Consider the following 23,326-nt stretch of genomic DNA (forward strand, 5'->3'; position numbering starts at 1 on the left):
TGGCGCCTGTCACGGATTCTGCCGCCCCTGTAGAAGCGGGCATCGTCTGAATGGACGATGGCCGGTTTACGCCCGCCCGCTCTACTGACGCCATTGGACCCAGTGCAGGAGTTGGCGATGAGCAATGAACAAGGGCCGGTCGCGGTGATTACCGGGGCCGCCAGTGGTATTGGCCGGGGTTTGGCCGAGCATGCGGCAAGGCTGGGGATGCGCCTGGTGCTGGCCGATCTCGATGGGCCGGGGTTGCAAGCGCTGTGCGATGAACTGCAGACGGGCGGTGCGCAGGCGATTGCTTGCGTCACGGATGTTGGCGATCTGGCGCAAGTCGAGCGATTGCGCGATATCGCTCTCGAGCGCTTTGGCGGGGTTGATCTGCTGTTCAACAACGCCGGAGTGATGCAGACCGGCTACAGCTGGGAAATCACTGCGCAGCAATGGCAGCGGATGCTCAACGTCAACCTCACCGGTGTGATCAATGGCATTCGCAGTTTCGTGCCGCTGTTTTTGCGCCAGGGGCGGGCGGCCCATGTGATCAACACGGCGTCCCTCGCGGGCTTGCTCAGTAGCCCGTTGATGGCGCCTTACAACGTGACCAAGCAAGCCGTGGTCGCACTCTCGGAAACCCTGCACTACGAATTGAGCATGCTCGGTGTGCCGATATCGGTCTCGGTGGTGTGCCCCGGGCCGGTGGCCAGCGAAATCATGGCGTCGAATCAAGTGGTGGACGCGGCCGGTTCGTCATTCAGTCAATTGCTCGATAGCAGCATCCGCCAAGGCATGACGCCGAGCGAGCTGGCGGAGCAGGTGTTCGCCGCCATCGCCGAAAAACGCTTCTGGGTCTTCCCTCACAAGGGATTCAAATCGGCGCTGGAGCGACGTGTGCAAAGCATCCTGGAAGAAACCAATCCGCAGTTTCAAATGACCGATGTAGGGGGAGATGCCCATGCCGCTCGATAAGCAGATCGCCGCAGTTCTCCAGCAGTTTCGCGACCTGCCGGAACCCGACTTCAGCCAGGTCGATGCCGAGCAATATCGGCAGTTTTCCGACAACCTGCTACCCGCCATCCCCGGCGACCCGATGATCGAAGTGCGTCACCTGCGGGTCGCCGGCGCGGCGGGCGAGCTGGATGCGCGGCTGTATCGACCACTGGAGCAGGACAACCTGCCGCTGCTGGTGTTCTTCCACGGAGGCGGTTTTGTCATGGGCAACCTCGACACCCATGACAACCTCTGCCGTTCACTCGCCAGTCTGACGGAGGCAGTGGTGGTGTCGGTCGCCTACCGACTGGCGCCGGAAAACCATTTCCCGGCGGCACCGCTCGATTGTTATGCGGCCACGTGTTGGTTGGTCGAGCACGCGTCTGAACTGGGCGCCGATGGCAGCCGGCTGGGCTTGGCCGGGGACAGCGCCGGGGGCAATCTGGTGCTCGCCGTGAGTCGGCTGGCGGCGCAACGTCAGGGGCCGAAAATCAGTTATCAGTGCCTGTTTTACCCGGTCACCGATGCACGCTGCGACAGTCAGTCCTATGAGGATTTTGCCGAGGGCTATTTCCTCACCGGTGCAATGATGTACTGGTTTTGGCAGCAGTACCTGCAGGATGCCGATCAGGGGGATGATCCCTTGGCCTCGCCGTTACGCGCCGACCGGTTGGCGGACTTGCCGCCGACCACCCTGATCAGCGCCGAGTTTGATCCTTTGCGGGATGAGGGCGAGGCGTTTGCCTTGCGTCTGCGGGAAGCCGGCGTGTCAGTGCGGGTGCAGCGCTGCGAGGGCATGATTCACGGGTTTATCAGCATGGCGCCGTTTGTCGAGCGCGCTGCGCAAGCCTTGTCCGGTGCCGCGGCAGACCTGCGCAGGGCGCTATCTTAAGCGAGCACATAACCTGTAGGAGCCGAGCTTGCTCGCGATGACGGTGTGTCAGGCGACATCGATGTTGAAAGTGCCGGCCCCTTCGCGAGCAGGCTCGCTCCCACAAGGGATTTGGGGTGTTCACAGGCTGTGTGTTTACCGACGATCAACTGTAGGAGTGAGCCTGCTCGCGATAGCGGAGTTACCCGCGGCATAGATGTTGAATGTGCCGGCCCCTTCGCGAGCAGGCTCGCTCCCACAAGGGATTTGGGGTGTTCACAGGCTGTGTGATTACCGACGATCAACTGTGGGAGTGAGCCTGCTCGCGATAGCGGAGTTACCCGCGGCATAGATGTTGAATGTGCCGGCCCCTTCGCGAGCAGGCTCGCTCCCACAAGGGATTTGGGGTGTTCACAGGCTGTGTGATTACCGACGATCAACTGTGGGAGTGAGCCTGCTCGCGATAGCGGAGTTACCCGCGGCATAGATGTTGAATGTGCCGGCCTCTTCGCGAGCAGGCTCGCTCCCACAAGGGATTTGGGGTGTTCACAGGCTGTGTGATTACCGACGATCAACTGTGGGAGTGAGCCTGCTCGCGATAGCGGAGTTACCCGCGGCATAGATGTTGAATGTGCCGGCCCCTTCGCGAGCAGGCTCGCTCCCACAGGGGATTTGGGGTGTTCACAGGCTGTGTGTTTACCGACGATCAACTGTGGGAGTGAGCCTGCTCGCGATAGCGGAGTTACCCGCGGCATAGATGTTGAATGTGCCGGCCTCTTCGCGAGCAGGCTCGCTCCTACAGGTTTAGTGTTGGATTAAGGTTTTATTCCTCGCAACATTTCCTTCGCCTGATCCTGCACCGCAACGGGTGCGCTCATGTTGCCGTCGATCACGGTAATCACCGCGTGCCCCTGCCATAACTGATACGCATCGGCCTGTTGCTGGGTGGCCGTCGGTGTCGGCGGGGCGACCAGGTTGACGTGAACCATGCCGTCGGCGCCGCGCTGAGAAGTGAAGTTCACCCGATCCCAATTGCCGATCGGGGCAACACTCACGCCTTTGACCTCACTGGCCGCCAGCGCCGGGTAATTGATATTCAACCCGCTGACACCCGGCAAACCGAGCACATTCAATTCGCAGCCGAGGTTGTTTTTTTCGCAAGCCTGTTTGGCTTGAGCACCCGCGAGGCTTGCCTGCTCGATAACCTTCACCGCAAACCGTGCGGTGTCGTCCATGGCGCCGAGGGTTTTGCGGTAGCCGGCCTGCTGGTCGCGGATGATCAGGTCCATGTCGATGGCCGTCGACACCGCCACCGCCGGAATGCCCTTGAACATCGCGCGGACCGCTGCGTTCAAGGTGCCGGACATTTGCGTCAGCGGGCCGACGTTTTCGCCAAAATTACTGCCCGACACCACCAGGTCTGGTGGATTGCCTTTGAGCAGCACGTCCAGGCCAACATTGACTGCATCCACGGGGGTGCCGATGGCGGAAGTCTTGCCCGTGGGTGGGGTGAAGCCCTCGGGTGGGCCGACGCAAAATTTGCCTGGCGCCAACTCGGTCACTGCCAACGCCTGCCCGGGCACGACCACGCTGGCTGCGCTGATGCCACTGCTGTCGTTCAACGGACCCACGAGGGTCACCTGATGCCCGGCGGCCGTCAGCGCCCGGTACATTGCATCGATGCCGGGTGCCCGGCATCCATCGTCGTTGGTCAGCAGGATGTTCAGGGCATTGGCCTGCATCGACAGGCTGACGCTGGCCATGGCGATGACGCCAGTGAACAATTTATTCATGGGGAGTTTTCCGTGAAATGAGCGAGTTCAAAAAAGCACAACGCCCCGACCGAGTAAATCGGTCAGGGCGCAGAGGGCTTAGCGGGTGCCGAGTTTGCGCAGGTTGCCGGGGGTGAATTCGTCTTCAGTGAAGGCGGTGGCGTTGAGCTTGGCGGGCTTTTGATCGATCAACATCCGGTCAACCAGGTACGAACCGGCGATCAGATCATGGTAGATCCCGAGACGAGCGTGGTAGCGCTGCAGCTCATAGGCGTAGATCGAGGTCTGCATGTTGGTACGCCAAAGCTCGCCGCGGCTGTCGTAGTTGTCGGCCAGGGTTGCGGCCCAGGAGTCCTCGTCCAGGTACAACACACGTTTGGCGTAAACATGCCGGGCACCTTCTTTAAGGGTTGCCTGCAAGACCCAGACGCGGTGCTTTTCATAGCGCATGTACTGCGGATCGATGTGGCCGGTGGTGGCCAGAATCTGGTCGGTGTTCACGCTTGGGTCGTCGATCTTGTAGTTGTGGTACGGGATGTAGATTTCTTTCTTGCCGACGATGGTCCAGTTGTAGCGATCCGGCGCACCGTTGAACAAACGGTCTTCGTCATACACCCGAAAACCGCCGGCGCCGCTCGGTGAGTCATAGCCAACGGTTGGCGCACGACGTACCCGCCGTTGCCCCGGGCTGTACTGCCAGGCCTGGCGAGGGGAGGCGGTCGGGTTGATGAACTCGTGACCGACGACAATCTCGCCTTTCTTGCGCACCGGCTCCAGGGTGGTGATCAGGAAGTTGGTGAGAATGCCGTTGGCACTTTCCAGGGTTTTATCCGGGCTGGACCAGATCGAGAAGATCTTGTAATTGACCTCTTCCAGTACCCGCTCCTTGTTGGAATAGACCACCGCCTGCCCGTAGTTGGCCTCTTCGGTGTTGGCGCGTCCGGCCAGGGTATGGTTGAACATCAACTCGCTACCGTTCTTTGGAATCGGGAACGGCGAGGCGCCCCAGGCGTTTTGCGTGTCGTTGTTGTCGTTGGCCAGTTCGGCACTGACCGCGTTTTTTTTGACGAGGTCTTCCAGGCGCTGATCGAAACGGAAGTCGCGATGGCTCGGGTACACCGGAATATTGAAGGTCGCGGGGTAGCGTTTAAGCAACGCTTTTTGGCCATCGGTGAGGTTGTCGGCGTACTTGTCCATGTTCTGAGCGTTGATCACGAACAGCGGTTTTTCCGCCGCGTACGGGTCCGGGTACGGCGTGCCGGGGCCAGCGTATTTGAGCTGTGGCGGCAAGCCGCGCCATTTCCCGCTCCAGGCAGGAATACTGCCGTCGGCGTTGCCCGCTTTTTCGGCACCCATCGGGGTCAGGTCCTGACCCAGGCGTGCGGCTTCTTCATTGCTGATTTTGGCCTGAACCAGGCCACTGCCGAGCAGGCTGACGGCCAACGCCGTGCCCAACAATGTGTGGGTAAATCTAGACATGCTGTGCTCCTCCATCAGGGGATTCAGAACCGGTATTTGAAGTTGAGGGCGACGTTGTCGCGGTCGGCCAACGGGGCGTTGTTGGCGTTGCCCAGGTAGGCGTTGTAACGGGCTTCTACGGTGAAGTTACCCAGATAGCGCCACGAGCTGCCGATGCTCGCGCGGTCGTCGCCCTGGCCCGAGTTGATCGAGCCCACCAGTGCGCTGTCATGCTGGGCGGCGGTGCTGTAGGTGACGGGCACCGACATGTCCCAGCCGCTGAACACGTTGTTGTAATCGAAGTTCGCCTGAACCGTGTAACCGAAGGCGTCGCGGTCATAGACCAGACTGTCGGTGCCCGGCAGCGAGAATCCGGGGGCGAATGTCACAGGTTCCGACTTGTCATTGCTGAGCACGGTGTTGTAGACCAGCTCACCGGTCAGCGTGGTGTTGTCGGCCCATGAAGTCGGGCCGAGCACGTAGATCATCGATGTCTGCGCCTGCATGGTTTTGCCGCGCACCGGGCTTGAGAAACCGTTGTCGACCATCACTGGCTGACCGTCGCGGTAGCTGACTTCACCGGCCCAGCTCACGCTGCCCAGCACCGTGGCGAAACTCGCTCCGTAAAGATCGATGTTGTCGAAGTAGCGCACCCGGTAGTGCCCCAGGTCCGTCTGGAAATCCAGCGACGGGGTCTTGTCGTGGTAGCGCGAGTAGTAGAGGCCGAACTCGGTGTTGTTCAGCGACTCTACCGCATAGGTCAGCGCCACACCGTATTGGCCGCTGTCGCTCGGCTTGTCGTCACCCAGGCGTGTCAGGAAACCGCTGGCGTCGTTGAAGCCACCCTCGTCGATGAAGTCGGTGGTGGAAAAGTAGCTACCCACGCCGAACAGCTCGGTCTTTTCCCATTTGTATTGGTAGTAGGCCTGCAGGTCGAGGCTGTCGGTCAGGCTGAACTGCGTGAACAATTGACCGACGGGCAGCAGGATCTCCTTGACCTCAACCCCCGGAGTGGTCGACTTGGTCGCATCCACCGGGCTCTGGGCGGCGGAAATGCCGGGGTAGAACAGACTTTCACCCCAGCTCACTACCTGATTGCCGAGCCGCGCGTTGAAGTTGTGGCCGCCGATGTCCCAGGTGCCATACGCGTAGTAATCGAGCATGCGCAGTTCATTGCGGTGTTGGTCGATGGTGTCCTGGGAGAACCGGTCGGGACGGTTGCAATGACCGCCGGCGAAGCAGTTCGAGGTGCCCGTGTCGTTGTCGTTGCCCTGATCGTAAACGTTGTCGTAGAAGCCCGTCCCACGCAGGAACACGCCGTAGTCCTCACGCCATTTGATGTTGGCCTCGGTGAGAAAACCGCTGCGGTTGTTGATCAGGCTGCCTTTGTCGAACGCGTTGTTGCCATCGTTGCCGTTGGCATTGGCCGTCAGCTTGTGATCGCGAGAGTCGGTCCGCCACGCCAGGCTGTACGTCAGTGTGGTATCCCAGTCGACGCTCAAATCCTCGTTCGGCTGGAAACTCATGGCGCTGGCTTGACTGCCCAGTCCACCAGCCAGCAAGAGCATGGCCAGCTGTACGCGAGGGTGCAGCGATTGTGGGGCGATTATTGTTTTTATCATGTCGTCCTCATGCCCAGGTCAGACCTGCCCGACCTGCATTTCAGGGGGTGATTGGTGCTGTGGGCGACTATGGAGTCAGCTTTGGGGCGCAACATCGTCCAAGCGGACTAAGCGATTTGCACAAGGCTGGGGCGCCCATCGCCTTAGTCCCATCGGACGATGACCGTTCAGAGCACGCGGCGAACAATCCCGAGACCGACTGCACCGGGCGAAGATCTGGCGGCGGCGGTTTTTGCCTGATGGGCGCTGAGCAAAGGTGATCGCATGAAAACTGCCGAGATCAAATGGGATGAGTGCTGCGATGTACTGGTGATTGGCTCCGGAGCGGGGGGAATGACTGCGGCGCTGCGTGCCCACGATCTGGGACTCAATGCGCTATTGATCGAGAAGAGCGCCGAATACGGCGGCACCTCGGCGGTGTCCGGCGGCGGCATCTGGATACCGGACAACCACCGGATCAAAGCCCTGGGCGGCAGTGATTCAGCAGCCGAAGCGATTGCCTATATCCGTGCAGTGACCCATGGCGAGATTGATGACGGGCGCATCGAGGCTTACGTCGAATACGGCCGCGAGATGGTTGAATACCTCGAACAACAGACCCGCGTGCGTTTCGAGGCGCAGCCTCGCTATGCCGATTACTACCCGGAAGTCGAAGGCGGAAAACCGGGTTACCGCTCCATGGACCCGCAACCGTTTGACGCCGCCGAACTGGGTGAGGAATTTCTGCGCATGCGTGCGCCATCCCCCGGAACCCTGATGATGGGACGCATGGCAATGACCATGAAAGAGGCGCAGGTTCTGCTGTGCCGTGGCCCTGGCTGGTTGCGACTGACGCTGCGGGTGATGTGGCGTTACTGGCGTGACCGCGAGGGGCGGCGGTTGTCACGCCGCGACCGCTTCCTGACCCTTGGCAATGCCTTGATCGGCGCCTTGCGCTGTTCGTTGCAGGATCGCGGTAAGTCTCTTTGGCTGAACTGTGCACTGGAAGAACTGCTGCTCGTTGGTGATCGGGTTGGCGGCGCTCGCGTCTGTCGCGACGGGCAGTTACTCAACATCAAGGCACGCTACGGCGTGATCATCGCGGCCGGTGGTTTCGAGCGTAATCAGGCGATGCGTACGCAGTATCTGCCACAGCCGACCCAGGCCACCTGGAGTGCCACACCGCCGCACAATACCGGTGACGGTATTCGCGCCGGTCAGGCAATCGGTGCTCGCACTGCGCTGATGGACCACAGTTGGTGGGCGCCGACCACCCATGTTCAGGGCGAAGAAAAACAGCGGGCACTGTTCGTCGAGCGGACCTTGCCGGGCTGCGTGCTGGTCAACTCTGCCGGCGAGCGCTTCGTCAACGAAGCCGCGCCCTATACCGATATCGTTTACGCGATGTACGCCAACAATCGCGAAGACGCGGTGAGTGTGCCGTGCTGGATGGTGTTCGACGCCGAATTCCGCCGCAAGTACCCCTGCGGCGCGTTACTGCCAGGCTACGCCCAGCCCGATTGGCAGCTGCCCGAGCATCTGCGCGAGTACTTTTACAAGGCGGCGAGTTTGCAGGCGCTGGCAGAAAAAATCGGCGTCGACGGTGCCGGTCTGGTCCGTACGGTGCAGCGTTTCAACGGCATGGCCGTGCAGGGTGTCGACGCAGATTTCCATAAAGGTGAATCGCTGTTCGATCGCTACTACGGCGATCCGAATGTGCAGCCCAATCCTTGCCTGGCGCCGTTGCTCAAAGGTCCGTTCTACGCCGTGCGCATTGATGCCGGGGATATCGGCACCAAGGGTGGTTTGCTGACCGATGTTCACGCCCGCGTGTTGCATGAGGACGGGCAACCCATCAACGGTTTGTATGCCATCGGCAACAGTGCCGCTTCGATGATGGGGCGCACGTACCCGGGCGCGGGTTCGACCATCGGCCCGGCAATGACCTTCGGTTACGTGGCGGCCAATCACATCAAGTGTCAGAGCGAGATCTGCTCGGCCAAAAGCCTGTTCAGGAGCGTCGAATGAATCAGCCACTTAAACAAGTTGCCGTCGTGACGGGCGCCAGTCGCGGGGTCGGTCAGGGCATCGCCCTGGCCCTTGGCGCAGCGGGCATGACGGTGTTTGTCACCGGACGCGCTCCGGAGCACGGTGGATCGAATTTATATGGGCATGCATTGTGCGGCTCGCTGGAGGACACGGCTGCCGCGATTACTGCGGCGGGTGGGCGGGGGATCGCGGTGGTCTGCGATCATGCCGATGATGCGCAGGTCCAGGCACTGTTCGCTCGGATTGAAAAGGAATGCGGCCAACTGGATTTGCTGGTGAACAATGCCGCGTTTATTCATGACCAGTTGATTGAACCGGGACCTTTCTGGGAGAAACCTCTGGACCTGGTGCGGATCCTCGACGTTGGTCTGCGCTCGGCTTATATCGCCAGTTATCACGCCGCGCCGTTGTTGCTGCACAGCGGTCGAGGGTTGATCTGTTTTACCTCGTCATTCGGTGCCGGGTGTTACATGCATGGCCCCGCGTACGGCGCGCAAAAGGCGGGTTGCGACAAGTTGGCGGCTGACATGGCCATCGATTTCGAAGGGCGAGGCGTGGCGGCGTTATCGTTATGGCTCGGCCCGCAACTGACCGAACGCACCCGGATAGCCGGCGAGCAACATGGCGAGCAATACAAGGCCTTTCTGGCGGATGCCGAAACCCCGCAATTCAATGGCCGGGTGATTCACGCATTGCTCAATGACCCGCAGTTGATGACGTTCTCCGGGCAGACATTAATCACCGCCGAAATCGCCGCCGGTTACGGCATCAGCGAAGCCGGCGGCCGTCAGCCACCTTCCCACCGCGCCATGCTCGGCGACCCGCGCCAGCAGCACCCGGCACGGGTGATCTGATTCCACCGTTGTCAAGACAAACACAAACCCCTGTGGGAGCGAGCCTGCTCGCGAAGGCAATTGTTCATTCAACATTGATGCTGACTGATACACCGCTTTCGCGAGCAGGCTCGCTCCCACAGGGATTGCGTTTAATTGACTGGCTGCAAAGCCCACTCACGCAACACATTCTTGGTCACTTTACCCGCTGCGTTGAGCGGCATGCTCTCAAGCACCCGCACCCGGCGCGGGACTTTGTAGTTGGCCATCTGCTCGCGGCACCAGGCGAGGAATCGGGCCTGCTCGATCTCGATGCCTGGAGCCGGCAGCAGGAAGGCCATTGCCACTTCACCAAGACGTTCATCGGGGATGCCGATCACCGCGACCTGGGCCACGCCAGGATAGGTCAGCAAACAGTGCTCGATCTCCGCCGGGTACACGTTGAAACCTCCAGTGATGAACATGTCCTTGAGGCGGTCGGTGATGCGCAGGTAACCCTGTTCGTCGAGCACGCCGATGTCCCCGGTGTGCAGCCAGCCGTCGGCATCGAGGACTTCCCGGCTGGCCTGCGGATCATCGAAATAACCCTGCATCAGGTTGTAGCCGCGCACCTGAACCTCGCCGGGGACGTTGGCCGGCTGGCTGCGGCCCGTGTTGCCAACGCAGCGGATTTCCACGCCAGGCATGGCCCGGCCGCTGGTGTTGGCGACCAATTCCGGCGAATCACCAGGACGGCAGATCGTCGCAAAACCGCAGACTTCGGTAAGACCATAAGCGGTGATGATGGTGGCAAACCCCAGTTCGTCACGCATGCGCCGGATCATCTCCACCGGAATCGCCGCGGCACCCGTCACCGCTACCCGCAATGACGTCAGGTCAAATTCGCTGCGTTGTGGGTGGGCAAGCAAAGACTGATAGAGGGTCGGCGGGCCGGGCAGCACGGTGATCCGTTCGCGCTCGACGCATTCAAGCAGCGCCTGCACATCGAATACCTGCTGCGGCACGATGGTGCAGCCGCGCATCAGCGCCGCCAGCCAACCGGCCTTGTAGCCGAAGGAATGGAAGAACGGATTGACGATCAGGTAGCGATCGCCCTCACGCAAACCCACCACCTCGCTCCAGTCGCGTATCACCCGCAGGTTTTGTCTGTGGTTGGTCATCACGCCTTTGGGCTTGCCGGTGGTGCCCGAGGTGAACAGCAGGTCGGACAGCGCTTGCGGGCCAAAGCTTTGTTCGCGAGTTCGCAGGGACAATTGCGAAACGTCTGCGCCCAGGTCGAGGAAATCATCCCAGTTCAAAGTGCCCGACCCACCGCTGCGCAAGGTGACGATCTGGCGCAGCGTCGGTAGATCTTCAGACGCCAGCATGCGCGGGTAATCGGCACCCAGAAATTCACCGATGGCAAACAGCAAACAGGCACCGCTTTCGCGAAGGATGTAACCAGCCTCGCTGCCCTTCATGCGGGTGTTGAGTGGCACCAGTGCTGCGCCGACACTTTGTAGCGCACCGGCGGCCACGATCCATTCCCACATATTTGGCGCCCAGATCGCCACCCGATCCCCGGTTTGAACGTCTAGTGCCAGCAGCGCGCGGGCGGCTTGGCGGCGCAGCTGGTCGAGTTCTCGGTAGCTGATCGAACGCCCGTCATCCTCGATGGCCGGGCGGTCGCCGTAGGCCTGGGCAGCGTTGGCGAACAGTTGGGCGATGGTCAGTGCGTTTGCGACAGGCGGCATGGGGCCTCCTCGGTTAGAGGACAAGTGCGAAAAGGGGAGAGGCCGGGCAGGGTACCCGGCCGGATAGACGTTACGCGGCGGGCGGGGCGAAGCGGCGACCGGCGGAGAAACCACCGTCCACGGCGATCATCTGGCCGCTGACAAAGGACGCTTCGTCTGAAGCCAGGAACAGCGCGACGCTGGCCACTTCTTCCGGTTGCCCGGAGCGATTGAGCATGTGCTGCGAGGCGAAGAAGGCGTGGAAGGCTTCCTGCTCGCGGACCATGCTGGTCATCGGCGTTTCGATCAGGCCGGGGCACAAGCCGTTGACGCGGATATTGGCGTAGCCGTAATCAATGGCCATCGAGCGGGTCAGCTGGTTGATGCCGCCCTTGGAGACGTTGTAAGCAACGTTGCCGTCGCAGCCTTGCAGGCCGAATATCGAGCCGACATTGATGATCGAACCGCCGCGTTGGGACACCATCGATTCCAGCGCGTATTTGCTGGTGAGCATGCTGCCCGTCAGGTTGATGTCCATCACCCGTTGCCAGTTGGCGGTGGTGGTCTGGGTCACGCTGCCCTGGTCGGCGACGCCGGCCGCGTTGACCAGCACGTCGATGCGCCCGAAGTGGCCGATGACTTCTTGCATGACCTGCTGGACCTGCGCTTCATCGCGCACATCGAGGGTCATGAACAGGCCAGGGAAATCCGCCGGTGCGGTGCCGATGTCCAGCCCGACCACTTGCGCGCCCTCAGCGGCGAAGCGGCGCACACAGGCCAGGCCGATCCCTGAAGCGCCGCCGGTAATCACCGCGACCTTGTTCTGCAAACGAGCCATAACTGCACCTCTTTTATTGTTGTGGGCTAATGCTGTGGCCGAGTCTAACCGCAGACCCGGCCAAGGTGATCGTCCGTTGAGACTATGACTGACGGACGCTCAATCCGGGAACTTCAACCGTACCCGGGCGCCGGTTGGACGGCTTTGGCAGGCCAGCGTCCAGCCTTCGGCCAACTCTTTGGGGCTGAGCACATCGTTGCGTGCCAGCTGGATCTCACCTTCCTGGACGACGCACATGCAGGCCCCGCAAAAACCTTCTTCGCAAGAGGAGGGCACGTCCAGGCCTGCCGCTTTGCAACTTTGCAGCAGGGTGTCGCCGGGGCGGCAGGCAATTTCGTGTTGCTGACCATCGAGCTCGACAATCAACGCTTCGCACAGTGATCCGAGGGCTGCCACCCGGGCCAGGGTTGCTTCAGCGAGTAGTTCGTCGGGATCCGGAGGCGAGACAAAGCGTTCGACATGGATGCGTTCGGCGGCTTCGCCCAGTCCCAGCAGCGTGCGCTCCACGGTGTCCATGAACGGCCCCGGTCCGCAGATGAAGTAGTCACCGCCAGCCGAACCGCGCAGCAGATGACGCACCTGGGTGTCGGTCAGGAAACCCTGAACCGAGTCGAGAACGTGCACCACGTGCAGTTGATCAGGATGCGCCTTGATCAACTGACACAGCTCATCCTTGAAAATCACCGAGGCTTCATCACGGTTGGCGTAGATCAACTTGATCGGCCGGTGGCTGCTGTGCAGCACTGACTTCAGGATCGAAAACACTGGGGTAATGCCCGATCCTCCGCCGAACAACACCAGCGGTCTGTCAACCGATTGCTCCTCGTTCAGGCAGAAATGCCCGGCTGGCGGCAACACCTCCAGCCAGTCACCGGCCTGAACCTCGTTCATCCAGTTCGACACCCGGCCGCCCTCGACCCGCTTGACCGTGACCTTGGGCAGCGCATCCGACAGCGGCGAGCTGGCCATGGAGTAACAGCGGGTCAACAGCTTGCCGGCGCAAGGCACGCGAAAACTCAGGAACTGGCCCGGTTTGTAACGAAAGCGCTCACGCAGTGGCGGCGGTATTTCAAGCACCAGCGAGCGCGCGTCGGCGGTCTCGTCGATCACCGCGCACACTTGCAATGAGTAGCTTCCCGTCGCTGATTCGGCCGGTGTCAGGTTCTGCTGTTGCGTGCCCATGTTCACCTCGGCCTCAGAGCCCGCTGATCAATTGGGCGTTGTCGACGCGGATCTCGGCACCGTTGACGAAACGTGACTCGTCAGTGGCGAGGAACAGCACCACATTGGCAATGTCCCGGGGCGCGCACATGCGGTTCATCGGGTCTTGGTCGAGGGCTTCCTGAGGGATCGGCTGGCCGCCGGTCAAGGCCTGGGTCATCGGCGTGTTGACGCCATCCGGGTGCACGCTGTTGCAGCGAATGCGGTAGCCCTGTTGCTTGCAGTGCAAGGCAATCGAGCGAGTCATTGCCGCCACCGCGCCTTTGGACGCCGAGTAGGCACAGAACATCGGCATCGCACCCAGTGCCGCCACCGACGACATATTGATGATCGAGCCGCCGCCGGTTTCCTTCATGGCCTGGATCGCGTATTTGCAGCCGAGAAAGTAACCGTCTCCATTGATTTTTTGCACCTTCTGCCACAGTTCAAGCGTGGTGTCTTCGATGCTGCCCAAGGCCAGAATCGCAGCGTTGTTCACCAGTACATCGAGGCGCCCGAAGTGTTCCAGGGTGGTTTTGATCACCTGTTGCCAATCGCTTTCGCTGGCGATGTCATGGCGAATGAACAGCGCCTTGCCGCCGATTTCTGCGGCGACCTGGCGTCCGGCTTCTTCGTTGAGATCGGTCAGCACCACTTTGGCACCTTCACGGGCCAGCAGCAGGGCGTCTTCGCGACCGATGCCGCTGGCGGCGCCGGTGATGATGCAGACTTTGCCTTCTACACGTTGCATTGTTGTTCTCCTGAGCGTGTGGTTTGAAGTGCGACTTGATCGACCAGATGGGCAGCGGCCCGGCGACCTGAATAGATGCAATCGGCCAGCGACAGGCCGGAGACATAAAGGTTGGAAGCGACCCCGACTGCATTGCGGCCGGCGCTGTAAAGACCTCGGATTGGCTGACCTGCGTGGTCCAGCACCTGACCGCTGTGCTCGCAGACTTTCAGCCCGCCAAGGGTGATGACCGGGCAGGGAAACAGGCGGCTGGCGAAGGACAGATCGAGGGCGTACCACGGCCCCCGGTCCATGTCGGCGAGCATGGCTTGCGACTTGCCGAACGTATCAACGACTTCGCCCCGCGCGGCGCGGCTATAGGTTTCCACGCTCTGTCGCAGGGCCTCGACGGGCAATCCGCAACGCTTGGCCAGCTTCGTCAAGCTGTTGCTGCGCCGGGCGTTGAACAGCAAATTGAGCAGCACCGGCAGGCGCTGGAATTGCCAGACTTTGCCCGGTCCGACCTGACGCAATGCCTCGCGCACCAGCGCCCGGTTGAGAATCAGAATGGCGCGACCGCCCTGCTCTTCGACCATCGCGTGGCCGAGGGTCGCACCGTAGATTTCTTCGTTGGCGTAACGCTGACCCCGAGCATTGACAATCAGCCCTCGGGCCCAGGCCAGCGGTGGATTGATAAAACGCCAGGCGCTGACCTTGTCCATCCGCGCCACGCTGCCACCGGCGCTTTGGCCCAGGGCGATTCCGCTGCCGTTACAGCCAGTGGTCCCCAGCGGCAAACCGGCCAAATACTGCGGCGCATGCTGGCGGACCCAGCCGCGATTGAAGATAAAACCGCCGCTGCTCAGCAACACACCCTGTTCGGCGCGAATCAGCTGGCGTTCGGCACTGGTTTGTTCGATGCGTCGCAAGCGAGCGCGCAAACGGTCGGCCAATGCAGGGGCGTACATGTGGATGGCGCTGGCCCAACGTGAAAGCCGGGCATGTTGACGGGCTGCGTGGCTACCGGGCGGCAGTTGCCAGGCTTCGACCCCCAACACGTGATCGCTGGTGTCGAGGACCAGCCGCCGCACTTCGCACTGGCTGCGCAGGCGCGCACCGTGACGCAAGGCGCTGGCCTTGAGCGGAGCGAACAGGCTGGCGCCGGACATGCCGGGGCCTTTGGTGCGGTGACCGCGAGGTGCCGGTTTTGCAATGGCGGCATAGGCCGGCACGGCTTCGTTGCCGGAGTAATAAAGGTAGTACTGGTCGCTTGGGTACGAGGTTTTGTGCGGCGGCACGCTGGATTCGAATGCGACACCCTGACGTTCAAGCCACGCCAGTTGCTCGGCACTGCCTTCGCAGAAACTACGCAGCGTCTGGCTGCTGACGGCCTCGCCGACTTCTCGGCGCAGGTAGTTGAACATCGCTTCGCTGCTGTCTTCATAGCCCGCCTGGCGCTGATACGGCGTGCCGCCACCGGCATACACCACTCCGCCACTGAGCGCGGTGGCGCCGCCCCCTTCAAAGCGGTCCAGCGCCAGCACCGCCAATCCGCGACTGGCGGCTTCGATGGCGGCACAGGCACCGGCGCCGCCGAAACCGACCACCAGCAAGTCGCAGCGATCATCCCAGTTCAGCTGGTCGGCGCTGCTCACTCGCAACGCCGTCAACCCGTTCAGGCTGTCCATTTTTTCAGGCCTCAGCCGGCGACAGCGAAGGAGGGTACGGGTTTGGCGGTGGTGGTGTAGGTGCCGTCGAGGTAGACCAGCGGGGTGATCGATTCGCTGGTGTGGATTTGCAGGATGCGCCCGATGAAGACGGTGTGGGTGCCGTAGCTGAAGTGGCCGTCTTGCCGGCAGAGGATGGCCGATTGGGCGTCTCCCAGGTAGGGAATGCCGCCGGCACTGGTTAGCCAGTTGCCCCGGTCGAATCGTGCTTCGCCTTTGATTGCGCCGCTGCACAGGTGGGCGAGGTCTTGTTGTTCGACGCCGAGGATGTTGACGCAGAAGTCTGCGCCGGTCGCCAGTGCGGCATGGGGGGAGGCGGTTTTGTTGATGCAGATGAGTAGCGATGGGGGTTCGGTGCTGAGGGAGTCGACTGCCGTGGCGGCCATGGCGAAGCGTTCGGAGCCGTTACTGGTGCTGATTATGGTGACTGACTTGGCCAGGCGGCGCATGGCCTGGAGCATGTCGGCTTTCAAATTGATGTCGTTCATCGCACTAGCCCTTTCGTTGTGCATGGAGTGCGATGGATTCTTGCTCCGACGCCCCTCTGTCACATCGTCCGAGGGGACTAGGCCTTGGCGGCCTTTGGGCCGACCATGTTCCTGTTGGTTGTGTACATATCCGTTTCTGCGGTAACGGCGGCTGGCGGTTTCGCCCTTACGGCGAGTCCCTTTTGTCAAACGCCACAAAAGGAACCAAAAAGTCTCGCCCCGAGCGTCCGGCCCCTCGCTTAGGCTCGGCGTTCCTTCGCTCCGGTATCCATCCGGGGACACTGCCCTCCGGTCTGCTTCGCGACGACCTACATGCAGCGTGTTCGACTGCGTCGAACGGCGCTGCGCGCCACTCCCCGGATGAACACCTCCACTCAGCCTCCCGAAGGGGCGGGTGGATCAAGATCACAAGCTGCAGGCGAGCTAACGCTCGGCCTGTTGAGTGGTGAGGGGCGGTGCGGCGTATGCCGCTCTGCTTTTGACTCTGTAGGAGCAAGGCTTGCCCGCGATGGCGGCCTGACAGCCGACCAATGTCTCGCAGACGGACACCGATCCCCTGTGGGAGCGAGCCTGCTCGCGATGACGGTCTATCTATCAGCCAATCTCTTGCAGATGCGCCCAGATCCCCTGTGGGAGCGAGCCTGCTCGCGATGGCGGTCTATCTATCAGCCAATCTCTCAAGGTTGACTCAACGACTTCAGGAATTACTGGAGGCTGCAACTTTCGCTCTTCTCTTAGGCACATGGTCCGTTTGAGGGATGTCCGCTGCTGCGTGCATTGCTTGAATGCCGCTGTGGAGGCGAGCGCCGCTGGTGCTGCATCCGCCCCGCTGCACGCGCGCCCCGGCGGATGGGGTGAACAGAGGAGAACAATAAAAATGCTCAACCAAGACCTGATTCGCCAGCGTCTGAGCCAACGTGCCCGCGAGCTGGTGCCGATCCTGCGTGAGCGCGCCCAGAACGCCGCGCAAGCCGGCCAGTTGCCTGAAGAGACCCTGAAGGATTTCCACGACGCCGGGTTCTTTCGCATCCTTCAGCCATCGCGCTGGGAAGGTTATGAACTGGAACCCCGGGACTTCTTCGAGGTGCAGATGACCCTCGCTGAAGGGTGCATGTCTTCGGCCTGGGTGCTGGGGGTGGTGGCGATCCATAACTGGCAACTGGCGCTGTTCGATGACCGTGCGGCACAGGATGTCTGGGGCGCCGACTCCAGTGTGCTGATCTCTTCTTCCTATATGCCGGTGGGCAAGGTCGAGCGGGTCGAGGGTGGTTTCAAGCTGAGCGGGCGCTGGGGGTTTTCTTCCGGCAGCAAGCATTGCGACTGGGTGTTCCTCGGGGCGTTGGTGCCATCGGAGGCGGCGGGCGGGGCGCCGGATTACCGGACTTTCCTGGTGCCGCGCAGCGACTATCAGGTGCTCGACAACTGGAATGTCATGGGCCTGGAAGCCACCGGCTCCCACGATATCCTGGTGGAGAACGCCTTCGTTCCGGAGTACCGCACTCATCGGGCGTTCGACGGTTTCATGCAGGACAGTCCGGGTAACGCAGTGAACACCGCGCCGCTGTTCCGCCTGCCATTCGGGCAGATTTTTGTGCGGGCGGTGTCGTCCTCGGCCATTGGTGCCCTGCAAGGCGCGGTGGATCAGTTTGTCGAGCACAACCGCGCGCGGGTCGGGGTCAACGACGGTCGCAAAATGGTCCAAGACCCGGCCGCGCAATCCGCGCTGGCCAACGCCATGGTTTGCGTCGACGAGTGCAAAACCGTCCTGCTGCGCAACTTCGCTCTGATGATGCAACGGGCCCACAGCGCAAAACCGTTGAGCATGCCCGAGCGGGTGAAGATGCGTTACGACTCGGCGCTGGTGGCCGACAAGTGCGCCAAAGCGGTTGCCGACCTGATGTTCAACAGCGGCGCCTCGACCATCTTCCGCAGCCACGCAATCAACCGGGCATTCCGCGACATTCACACCGGCCGCGCCCACGTCGCGAACAACCCGGCCAAGTACGCCTGGAATCTCGGCGGGGTCAGTATGGGCCAAGACAGCAACGACTTTTTTCTCTGACTTTTCCCTTTAAGTCAGCTAGTCCGTTTGCGTGATTCGAGCGCCTCTTTGATGCCCGAGCATGGGCACAAGGCGTAGGTCTCAGGCGCCGACTGCGCATCCAATAAACACAAGGATCAACCATGAAATTTTCACTGATTTACGAAGCCCAGACGGTGGACTCCAGCCGCGAAGGCGACCGCAAGATTTTCGAAGACACCGTCGAGCAGGCTGTGCTGGCCGACAAGCTCGGCTTCGACACCTTCTGGTGCGTGGAGCACACGGCGCTGAGCAACTACTCGCACATGTCCGCGCCGGAAACCATGCTGGCCTTCGTCGCTGGCAAAACCGAACGCATCGGCATCGGCCACGGCGTGGTCTGTCTGCCGCCGGCGATGAACCACCCGGTGAAAGTCGCGGAACGCATCGCGACCCTCGACCTGTTGTCCAAAGGTCGGGTGCATTTTGGCGTCGGCAAGGGCGGCACCCAGCAGGAGGCCGGCACCTTCGGTTACGACCTGGCCACGTTGCAGCCGCAGATCGACGAGATGATGTACCTGATCCCGAAAATGTTCGTGCAGGACGAAATCGAACACAACGGCGACTTTGTGCAGATACCGAAACGGCCGATCCATCCCAAGCCTTATCAAGACCCGCACCCGCCGATGTACCTGGCTTGCACCAACACCGAGTCGTTGAAAAACGCCGGCGGTCGCGGCATGGGCGCCCTGGTGCTGGGCTTCGGTGGCCCGGAAGAAATCGCCAAGAAAGTCGAGGTCTACCATGAAGCCTGGGACAACCGCGATGAGAAGAAACAAGTGGGTTTCCGTCCCAACCGTCACATCGCCGCCCTGTGCCCGGCCATCGTGTTGGAAGACAACGAGGAGGCGCGCCGCATTGGCATCCGTGGCCAGCGTTACTTCATGGAGTCGTTGGGCTACTGGTACGGCGGTGGCGAGCGCCCGGACCCGGAGAAGTGGAAGGACGACACCTTCGTCGATGGCAACGGCCAGAGCGTCATCAAGTCGCGCTTCGCCTCGGAAGAAGTCAGCGTCGATTTCTCCGACCCGACCATGGCGATGATGAACCCCAACCACGCCTACGGCACCGTCGAGGATTGCATCGGTTACGTGCAGCGTCTGATCGATGCCGGCGCCGACGAAATCCTGTTCATCTGCCAGATGGGCACCGTGCCGCAATGGGCGCAACTGGAGACCCTGCGCAACATTGGCGAGAAAGTGATCCCGCATTTCCGTAAGGCGTGACCCCGCCATATAAGCAACTGAACACCGCATGACCCCCTGTGGGAGCGAGCCTGCTCGCGATAGCGGTCTTACATTCAACATCAATGTTGACTGTTATGGCCCCATCGCGAGCAGGCTCGCTCCCACATGTTTTTATGTCTCCACCAATCATTTCCGCTAGTCCCATTGGACGATGTTCCCCCCGCTCAAACCCGCTTGAATAGCCCTGCATAAAGTCTCCCCCGGCAGCCGCCGAGTGCGGCGGGGCCTTAGAAAAAGAACGAGGAGTGCATCCATGGATATCCGTGGTCTGGGTTACGTCACCCTGTTATCCAGCGACCTGGCGCAATGGCGTCAGTACGCAAGCCAGGTGCTGGGCATGATGGTGGCCGGCAGCGACGACGATGAGCGGCTGTACCTGAAAATGGACGAGCGCCATTACCGCATTCTGGTGGAGAAAAGCACTGAGAACGGCTTCGGTGCGTGCGGCTGGGAAGTCCCTGGCAAAGCGGCGCTTGAACACGCTGTCAGCGTTCTGGAACAAGCCGATGTGCAAGTTACCCGCGGCACCGTGGCCCAGGCCGAGGTTCGCAAGGTCCAGGAACTGGTGCACTTCAGCGACCCGGATGGCAATCGCCACGAACTGTTCTGGGGACCTCTGCAGGACTTCGCGCGCTTCGTTTCTCCGGTCGGGGTCAAGGGTTTCGTCACCAACGAATTGGGCATGGGCCACGTGGTACTGCCGGCGCCGAGCTTCGAGCGTTGCCGGGATTTCTACGAGCAAGTCCTCGGTTTCGGTCTGTCCGACCTGATGAAAGTGCGCTTCACCCCGGACCCGGCCGAGCCACAAAAGCGCATCCACTTCCTGCACTGCAATAACGGTCGGCACCACTCGCTGGCAATTTTCGAGTGCCCGATGCCCCACGGCTGCGTGCACATGATGGTCGAGGTCAACGCGCTGGACGAAGTCGGTCGAGCGCTGGACCGGGTGCACGCCAATGGCGTGAAGCTGTCGGCCACCCTGGGCCAGCACACCAACGATCAGATGATCTCGTTCTACATCAAGACGCCGTCAGGGTTTGACCTGGAATACGGCTGCGATGGCCTGGTGGTCGATTGGGATCGCCACACACCTTTTGAAAGCACCGTGGTCAGCCACTGGGGCCACGACTTCAGTGTCGGTCGCCAATGAGGACGATGACGATGGACAAGCGAATGACCACGGCCGAGATGGTCGGCCAACTGCGTGACGGCATGACCATCGGCATCGGTGGCTGGGGGCCGCGACGCAAACCCATGGCTCTGGTGCGGGAGATTCTGCGCTCGGACCTCAAGGACCTCACCGTGGTCGCCTACGGTGGTGCGGATGTTGGCATGCTCTGCGCGGCCGGCAAAATCAGGAAACTGGTGTTTGCCTTCGTATCCCTCGATTTCATTCCACTGGAACCGTACTTCCGCAAGGCACGCCAAGAGGCGGCGCTGGAGGTGATGGAAATCGACGAAGGCATGCTCCTGCTCGGTCTGCGGGCCGCAGCGATGAATGTGCCATTTATTCCGACGGCGGTAGGCCTGGGCACCGATGTGCTGCGGCACAACCCGCAGATCAAATTGATCGCCTCGCCTTATGCCGACGGCAAGGACTGGGTCGCCATGCCGGCGCTCAAACTCGATGCGGCGCTGATTCACGTCGACCGTGCCGATGCGCGCGGTGTCTGCCAGATCAGCGGCCCCGATCACTACATGGACGACCTGTTCGTACGTGCCGCGACTCACAGCTACGTGACCTGCGATGAACTGGTGGACAGCGAGTATTTCCATGCCGATGCCGGGCACGCGCATCAAGTGTTCTGGGAGCGCAACCTGACCACCGCCGTGGCCCACGTGCCGGGCGGTGCGCATCCGTCTTCCTGCGCGCCGTTGTACGGTTTCGACGTAGCGCACTTCAAGGCTTACAACGCTTCAGCCCAGGCCGTCGATGGCTGGCAGGGCTACGTCCGGGACTACGTCGACTGCACCCACGATCAGTACCTGGACAAGGTCGGCGGGCTGGCTGCGATCCGCCAACTGCCGTTGCCGATTTTTTAAGGGAGCCTTGCGATGAGCACTACCACTTACAGCCTCGCCGAACTGATGATCTGCGCCGCCTCCGAAGCCTGGCGCGACGATGGCGAGGTTCTGGCCAGCGGCATCGGCGTGATCCCGCGTCTGGCCGCTTCTTTGAGCATGCTCGGCAGCAATCCGCAGCTGCTGATGACCGATTCCGAAGCCTACATGGTCGCCGAGCCGGTGCCGCTCGGCGCGCGCAACGGCTACCAGCCCAAGCGCGACAGCTGGATGGGGTTCTCGCGGATTTTCGACAACGTGTGGGGCGGCAAGCGCCATGCGTTGGTCGGCCCGACCCAGATTGACCGCTTCGGCCAGGCCAACATTTCCTGCATTGGCGATTACGCCAAACCCAAGGCGCAAATGCTCGGTGTGCGTGGTTTTCCCGGCAATTCGATCAGTCACGCCAACTCCTTTTGCGTGCCCAGCCACAACCGTCGGGTGTTCGTCGAAGGCGAGGTCGATATGGTCGCCTCGGTCGGCTACAACCCGGCGCGTCTGGCGCGTGGCTGGTCGCTGGACGAGATCAATATCCGCCTGATCATCACCGATCTCTGCGTGCTGGATTTCCAGGGTCCGAATCGGCAAATGCGGATTCGCTCGCTGCACCCCGGCGTGACGGTAGCCGAGGTTCAGGACAACACCGGATTTGCTCTGCATGTGCCGCAAGACTGCCCGACCACGGCTGCCCCGACCATCGAGCAATTGCAGCTGATCCAGCGCCTGGACCCGCACAACCTGCGTGCCAGCCAGCTCAAAGACAACCCGCCAGGCCAACGCTGAGCGCCCCCGTTTCGGAGAAAAGTGATGGCTGAACATAACGACAAGAACGAGGCCGACGTGGTGCTTTACGAGGTGCGCGGCTCGGTGGCCCTGGTCACCATGAACCGCCCCGAGTACCACAACGCGCAGAACTCGCAGATGACCTACGCGCTGGACGCGGCGTTTCGCCAGGCCTGCGATGACGATGAGGTGAAAGTCATCGTGCTGCGTGGTGCCGGCAAGCATTTCTCCGCCGGGCATGACATCGGCACACCGGGGCGCGACGTCGATCAGACCTTCGACCGTGCCAGCCTGTGGTACGACCATGTGAACAAGCCGGGCGGCGAATTTCTCTACGCCCGAGAGCAGGAAGTCTATCTGGGCATGTGCCGCCGCTGGCGCGAAATGCCCAAACCGACCATCGCCATGGTCCAGGGGGCGTGCATCGCGGGCGGGCTGATGCTGGCCTGGGTGTGCGACCTGATCGTCGCCAGTGAGGATTCGTACTTCGCGGATCCGGTGGTGCGGATGGGCATTCCCGGGGTCGAGTATTTCGCCCATGTGCATGAGCTGAACCCGCGCATCGCCAAGGAATTTCTGTTCCTCGGCGAGCGCATGCCGGCGGCGCGCGCCTATCAGATGGGTATGCTCAATCGGGTGGTTGCCCGCGATCTGCTGGAACAGGAAACCCTCGACATCGCCGGGCGCATTGCGCAGATGCCGCGCCTCGGTCTGCAACTGAGCAAGCAGGCGGTCAACAACGCCGAAGACCTGATGGGCAAGCGCGCGACCATGGACATGGTGTTTGGCCTGCATCACTTCGCCCATGCGCACAATGAGCTGGTGTCGGGTGACCGACTCGGCGGATATGACGCCAAGGCCATGGCCCGTTCGCAACGCACCTCGGGCGGGGCGTGAG

Annotated in this window: 19 protein-coding genes; 10 read left to right on the forward strand and 9 right to left on the reverse strand. The window is 61.5% G+C overall.

The window, feature by feature from the left end; translation table 11 throughout:
* Nucleotides 1-117: 117 nt before the first annotated feature.
* A complete protein-coding gene (locus ACYZUA_RS13255; RefSeq protein WP_461963436.1) occupies nucleotides 118-957 on the forward strand; it encodes an SDR family NAD(P)-dependent oxidoreductase in 840 nt (279 codons plus the stop codon).
* Complete coding sequence (locus tag ACYZUA_RS13260; protein WP_461963437.1) at nucleotides 944-1,870, forward strand: alpha/beta hydrolase; 927 nt, start codon at nucleotides 944-946, stop codon at nucleotides 1,868-1,870. The genes ACYZUA_RS13255 and ACYZUA_RS13260 overlap by 14 nt, the downstream gene beginning before the upstream one ends.
* A gap of 794 nt (nucleotides 1,871-2,664) precedes the next feature.
* Here ACYZUA_RS13260 and ACYZUA_RS13265 read toward each other — a convergent pair.
* From ACYZUA_RS13265 to ACYZUA_RS13275, 3 genes are all read right to left on the reverse strand, one after another.
* The gene (locus tag ACYZUA_RS13265; protein ID WP_461963439.1) at nucleotides 2,665-3,642 is read right to left on the reverse strand and encodes a 5'/3'-nucleotidase SurE; all 978 of its coding nucleotides are present in this window, start codon (nucleotides 3,640-3,642) and stop codon (nucleotides 2,665-2,667) included.
* A gap of 78 nt (nucleotides 3,643-3,720) precedes the next feature.
* A complete protein-coding gene (locus ACYZUA_RS13270) occupies nucleotides 3,721-5,100 on the reverse strand; it encodes a DUF1329 domain-containing protein (protein ID WP_461963440.1) in 1,380 nt (459 codons plus the stop codon).
* A 23-nt stretch (nucleotides 5,101-5,123) separates the two neighbouring features.
* Complete coding sequence (locus tag ACYZUA_RS13275) at nucleotides 5,124-6,701, reverse strand: DUF1302 domain-containing protein (RefSeq protein ID WP_461963441.1); 1,578 nt, start codon at nucleotides 6,699-6,701, stop codon at nucleotides 5,124-5,126.
* 264 nt (nucleotides 6,702-6,965) lie between these two features.
* On the opposite strand from ACYZUA_RS13275, the gene ACYZUA_RS13280 reads away from it, so the two are divergent.
* On the forward strand, nucleotides 6,966-8,708 hold the full coding sequence (locus tag ACYZUA_RS13280) for an FAD-dependent oxidoreductase (RefSeq protein ID WP_461963442.1): 1,743 nt from the start codon (nucleotides 6,966-6,968) through the stop codon (nucleotides 8,706-8,708).
* Nucleotides 8,705-9,583 carry an SDR family NAD(P)-dependent oxidoreductase gene (locus ACYZUA_RS13285; RefSeq protein ID WP_461963443.1) on the forward strand — a complete coding sequence of 293 codons (879 nt, stop codon included), beginning with the start codon at nucleotides 8,705-8,707 and terminating at the stop codon, nucleotides 9,581-9,583. Before ACYZUA_RS13280 ends, ACYZUA_RS13285 begins: the two co-directional genes overlap by 4 nt.
* Nucleotides 9,584-9,714: 131 nt before the next feature.
* Here ACYZUA_RS13285 and ACYZUA_RS13290 read toward each other — a convergent pair whose 3' ends face one another.
* The 6 genes from ACYZUA_RS13290 to ACYZUA_RS13315 all read right to left on the reverse strand — a co-directional run bounded on the left by ACYZUA_RS13290 (nucleotide 9,715) and on the right by ACYZUA_RS13315 (nucleotide 16,257).
* Entirely contained in the window at nucleotides 9,715-11,295 is a 1,581-nt protein-coding gene (locus tag ACYZUA_RS13290) for a FadD3 family acyl-CoA ligase (protein ID WP_461963444.1), read from the reverse strand.
* 70 nt (nucleotides 11,296-11,365) lie between these two features.
* Complete coding sequence (locus ACYZUA_RS13295; protein WP_461963445.1) at nucleotides 11,366-12,112, reverse strand: SDR family NAD(P)-dependent oxidoreductase; 747 nt, start codon at nucleotides 12,110-12,112, stop codon at nucleotides 11,366-11,368.
* 99 nt (nucleotides 12,113-12,211) lie between these two features.
* Nucleotides 12,212-13,294 carry a 2Fe-2S iron-sulfur cluster-binding protein gene (locus ACYZUA_RS13300; protein ID WP_461963446.1) on the reverse strand — a complete coding sequence of 361 codons (1,083 nt, stop codon included), beginning with the start codon at nucleotides 13,292-13,294 and terminating at the stop codon, nucleotides 12,212-12,214.
* Between the two features lie 13 nt (nucleotides 13,295-13,307).
* Nucleotides 13,308-14,063 (reverse strand): glucose 1-dehydrogenase, encoded by a 756-nt coding sequence (locus tag ACYZUA_RS13305; RefSeq protein WP_461963447.1) that lies wholly within the window; start codon nucleotides 14,061-14,063, stop codon nucleotides 13,308-13,310.
* A complete protein-coding gene (locus tag ACYZUA_RS13310) occupies nucleotides 14,051-15,730 on the reverse strand; it encodes an FAD-binding protein (RefSeq protein ID WP_461963448.1) in 1,680 nt (559 codons plus the stop codon). The genes ACYZUA_RS13305 and ACYZUA_RS13310 overlap by 13 nt, the downstream gene beginning before the upstream one ends.
* Before the next feature lie 11 nt (nucleotides 15,731-15,741).
* The gene (locus ACYZUA_RS13315; protein ID WP_461963449.1) at nucleotides 15,742-16,257 is read right to left on the reverse strand and encodes a flavin reductase family protein; all 516 of its coding nucleotides are present in this window, start codon (nucleotides 16,255-16,257) and stop codon (nucleotides 15,742-15,744) included.
* 877 nt (nucleotides 16,258-17,134) lie between these two features.
* On the opposite strand from ACYZUA_RS13315, the gene ACYZUA_RS13320 reads away from it, so the two are divergent.
* From ACYZUA_RS13320 to ACYZUA_RS13345, 6 genes are all read left to right on the forward strand, one after another.
* Nucleotides 17,135-18,319 (forward strand): acyl-CoA dehydrogenase family protein, encoded by a 1,185-nt coding sequence (locus ACYZUA_RS13320; protein ID WP_461963450.1) that lies wholly within the window; start codon nucleotides 17,135-17,137, stop codon nucleotides 18,317-18,319.
* A gap of 122 nt (nucleotides 18,320-18,441) precedes the next feature.
* The gene (locus ACYZUA_RS13325; protein WP_461963451.1) at nucleotides 18,442-19,563 is read left to right on the forward strand and encodes an LLM class flavin-dependent oxidoreductase; all 1,122 of its coding nucleotides are present in this window, start codon (nucleotides 18,442-18,444) and stop codon (nucleotides 19,561-19,563) included.
* Nucleotides 19,564-19,837: 274 nt separating this feature from the next.
* A complete protein-coding gene (locus tag ACYZUA_RS13330; RefSeq protein ID WP_348131327.1) occupies nucleotides 19,838-20,734 on the forward strand; it encodes a VOC family protein in 897 nt (298 codons plus the stop codon).
* Between the two features lie 11 nt (nucleotides 20,735-20,745).
* Nucleotides 20,746-21,627: a CoA transferase subunit A gene (locus tag ACYZUA_RS13335; protein ID WP_461963452.1), complete on the forward strand. Its 882-nt coding sequence runs from the start codon at nucleotides 20,746-20,748 to the stop codon at nucleotides 21,625-21,627.
* Nucleotides 21,628-21,639: 12 nt separating this feature from the next.
* Entirely contained in the window at nucleotides 21,640-22,428 is a 789-nt protein-coding gene (locus ACYZUA_RS13340; protein ID WP_461963453.1) for a CoA-transferase subunit beta, read from the forward strand.
* 24 nt (nucleotides 22,429-22,452) lie between these two features.
* Complete coding sequence (locus ACYZUA_RS13345) at nucleotides 22,453-23,325, forward strand: enoyl-CoA hydratase (RefSeq protein WP_461963454.1); 873 nt, start codon at nucleotides 22,453-22,455, stop codon at nucleotides 23,323-23,325.
* The last annotated feature ends 1 nt before the right edge of the window (nucleotide 23,326 follow it).

This window comes from Pseudomonas sp. LS2P72 (assembly GCF_054897865.1).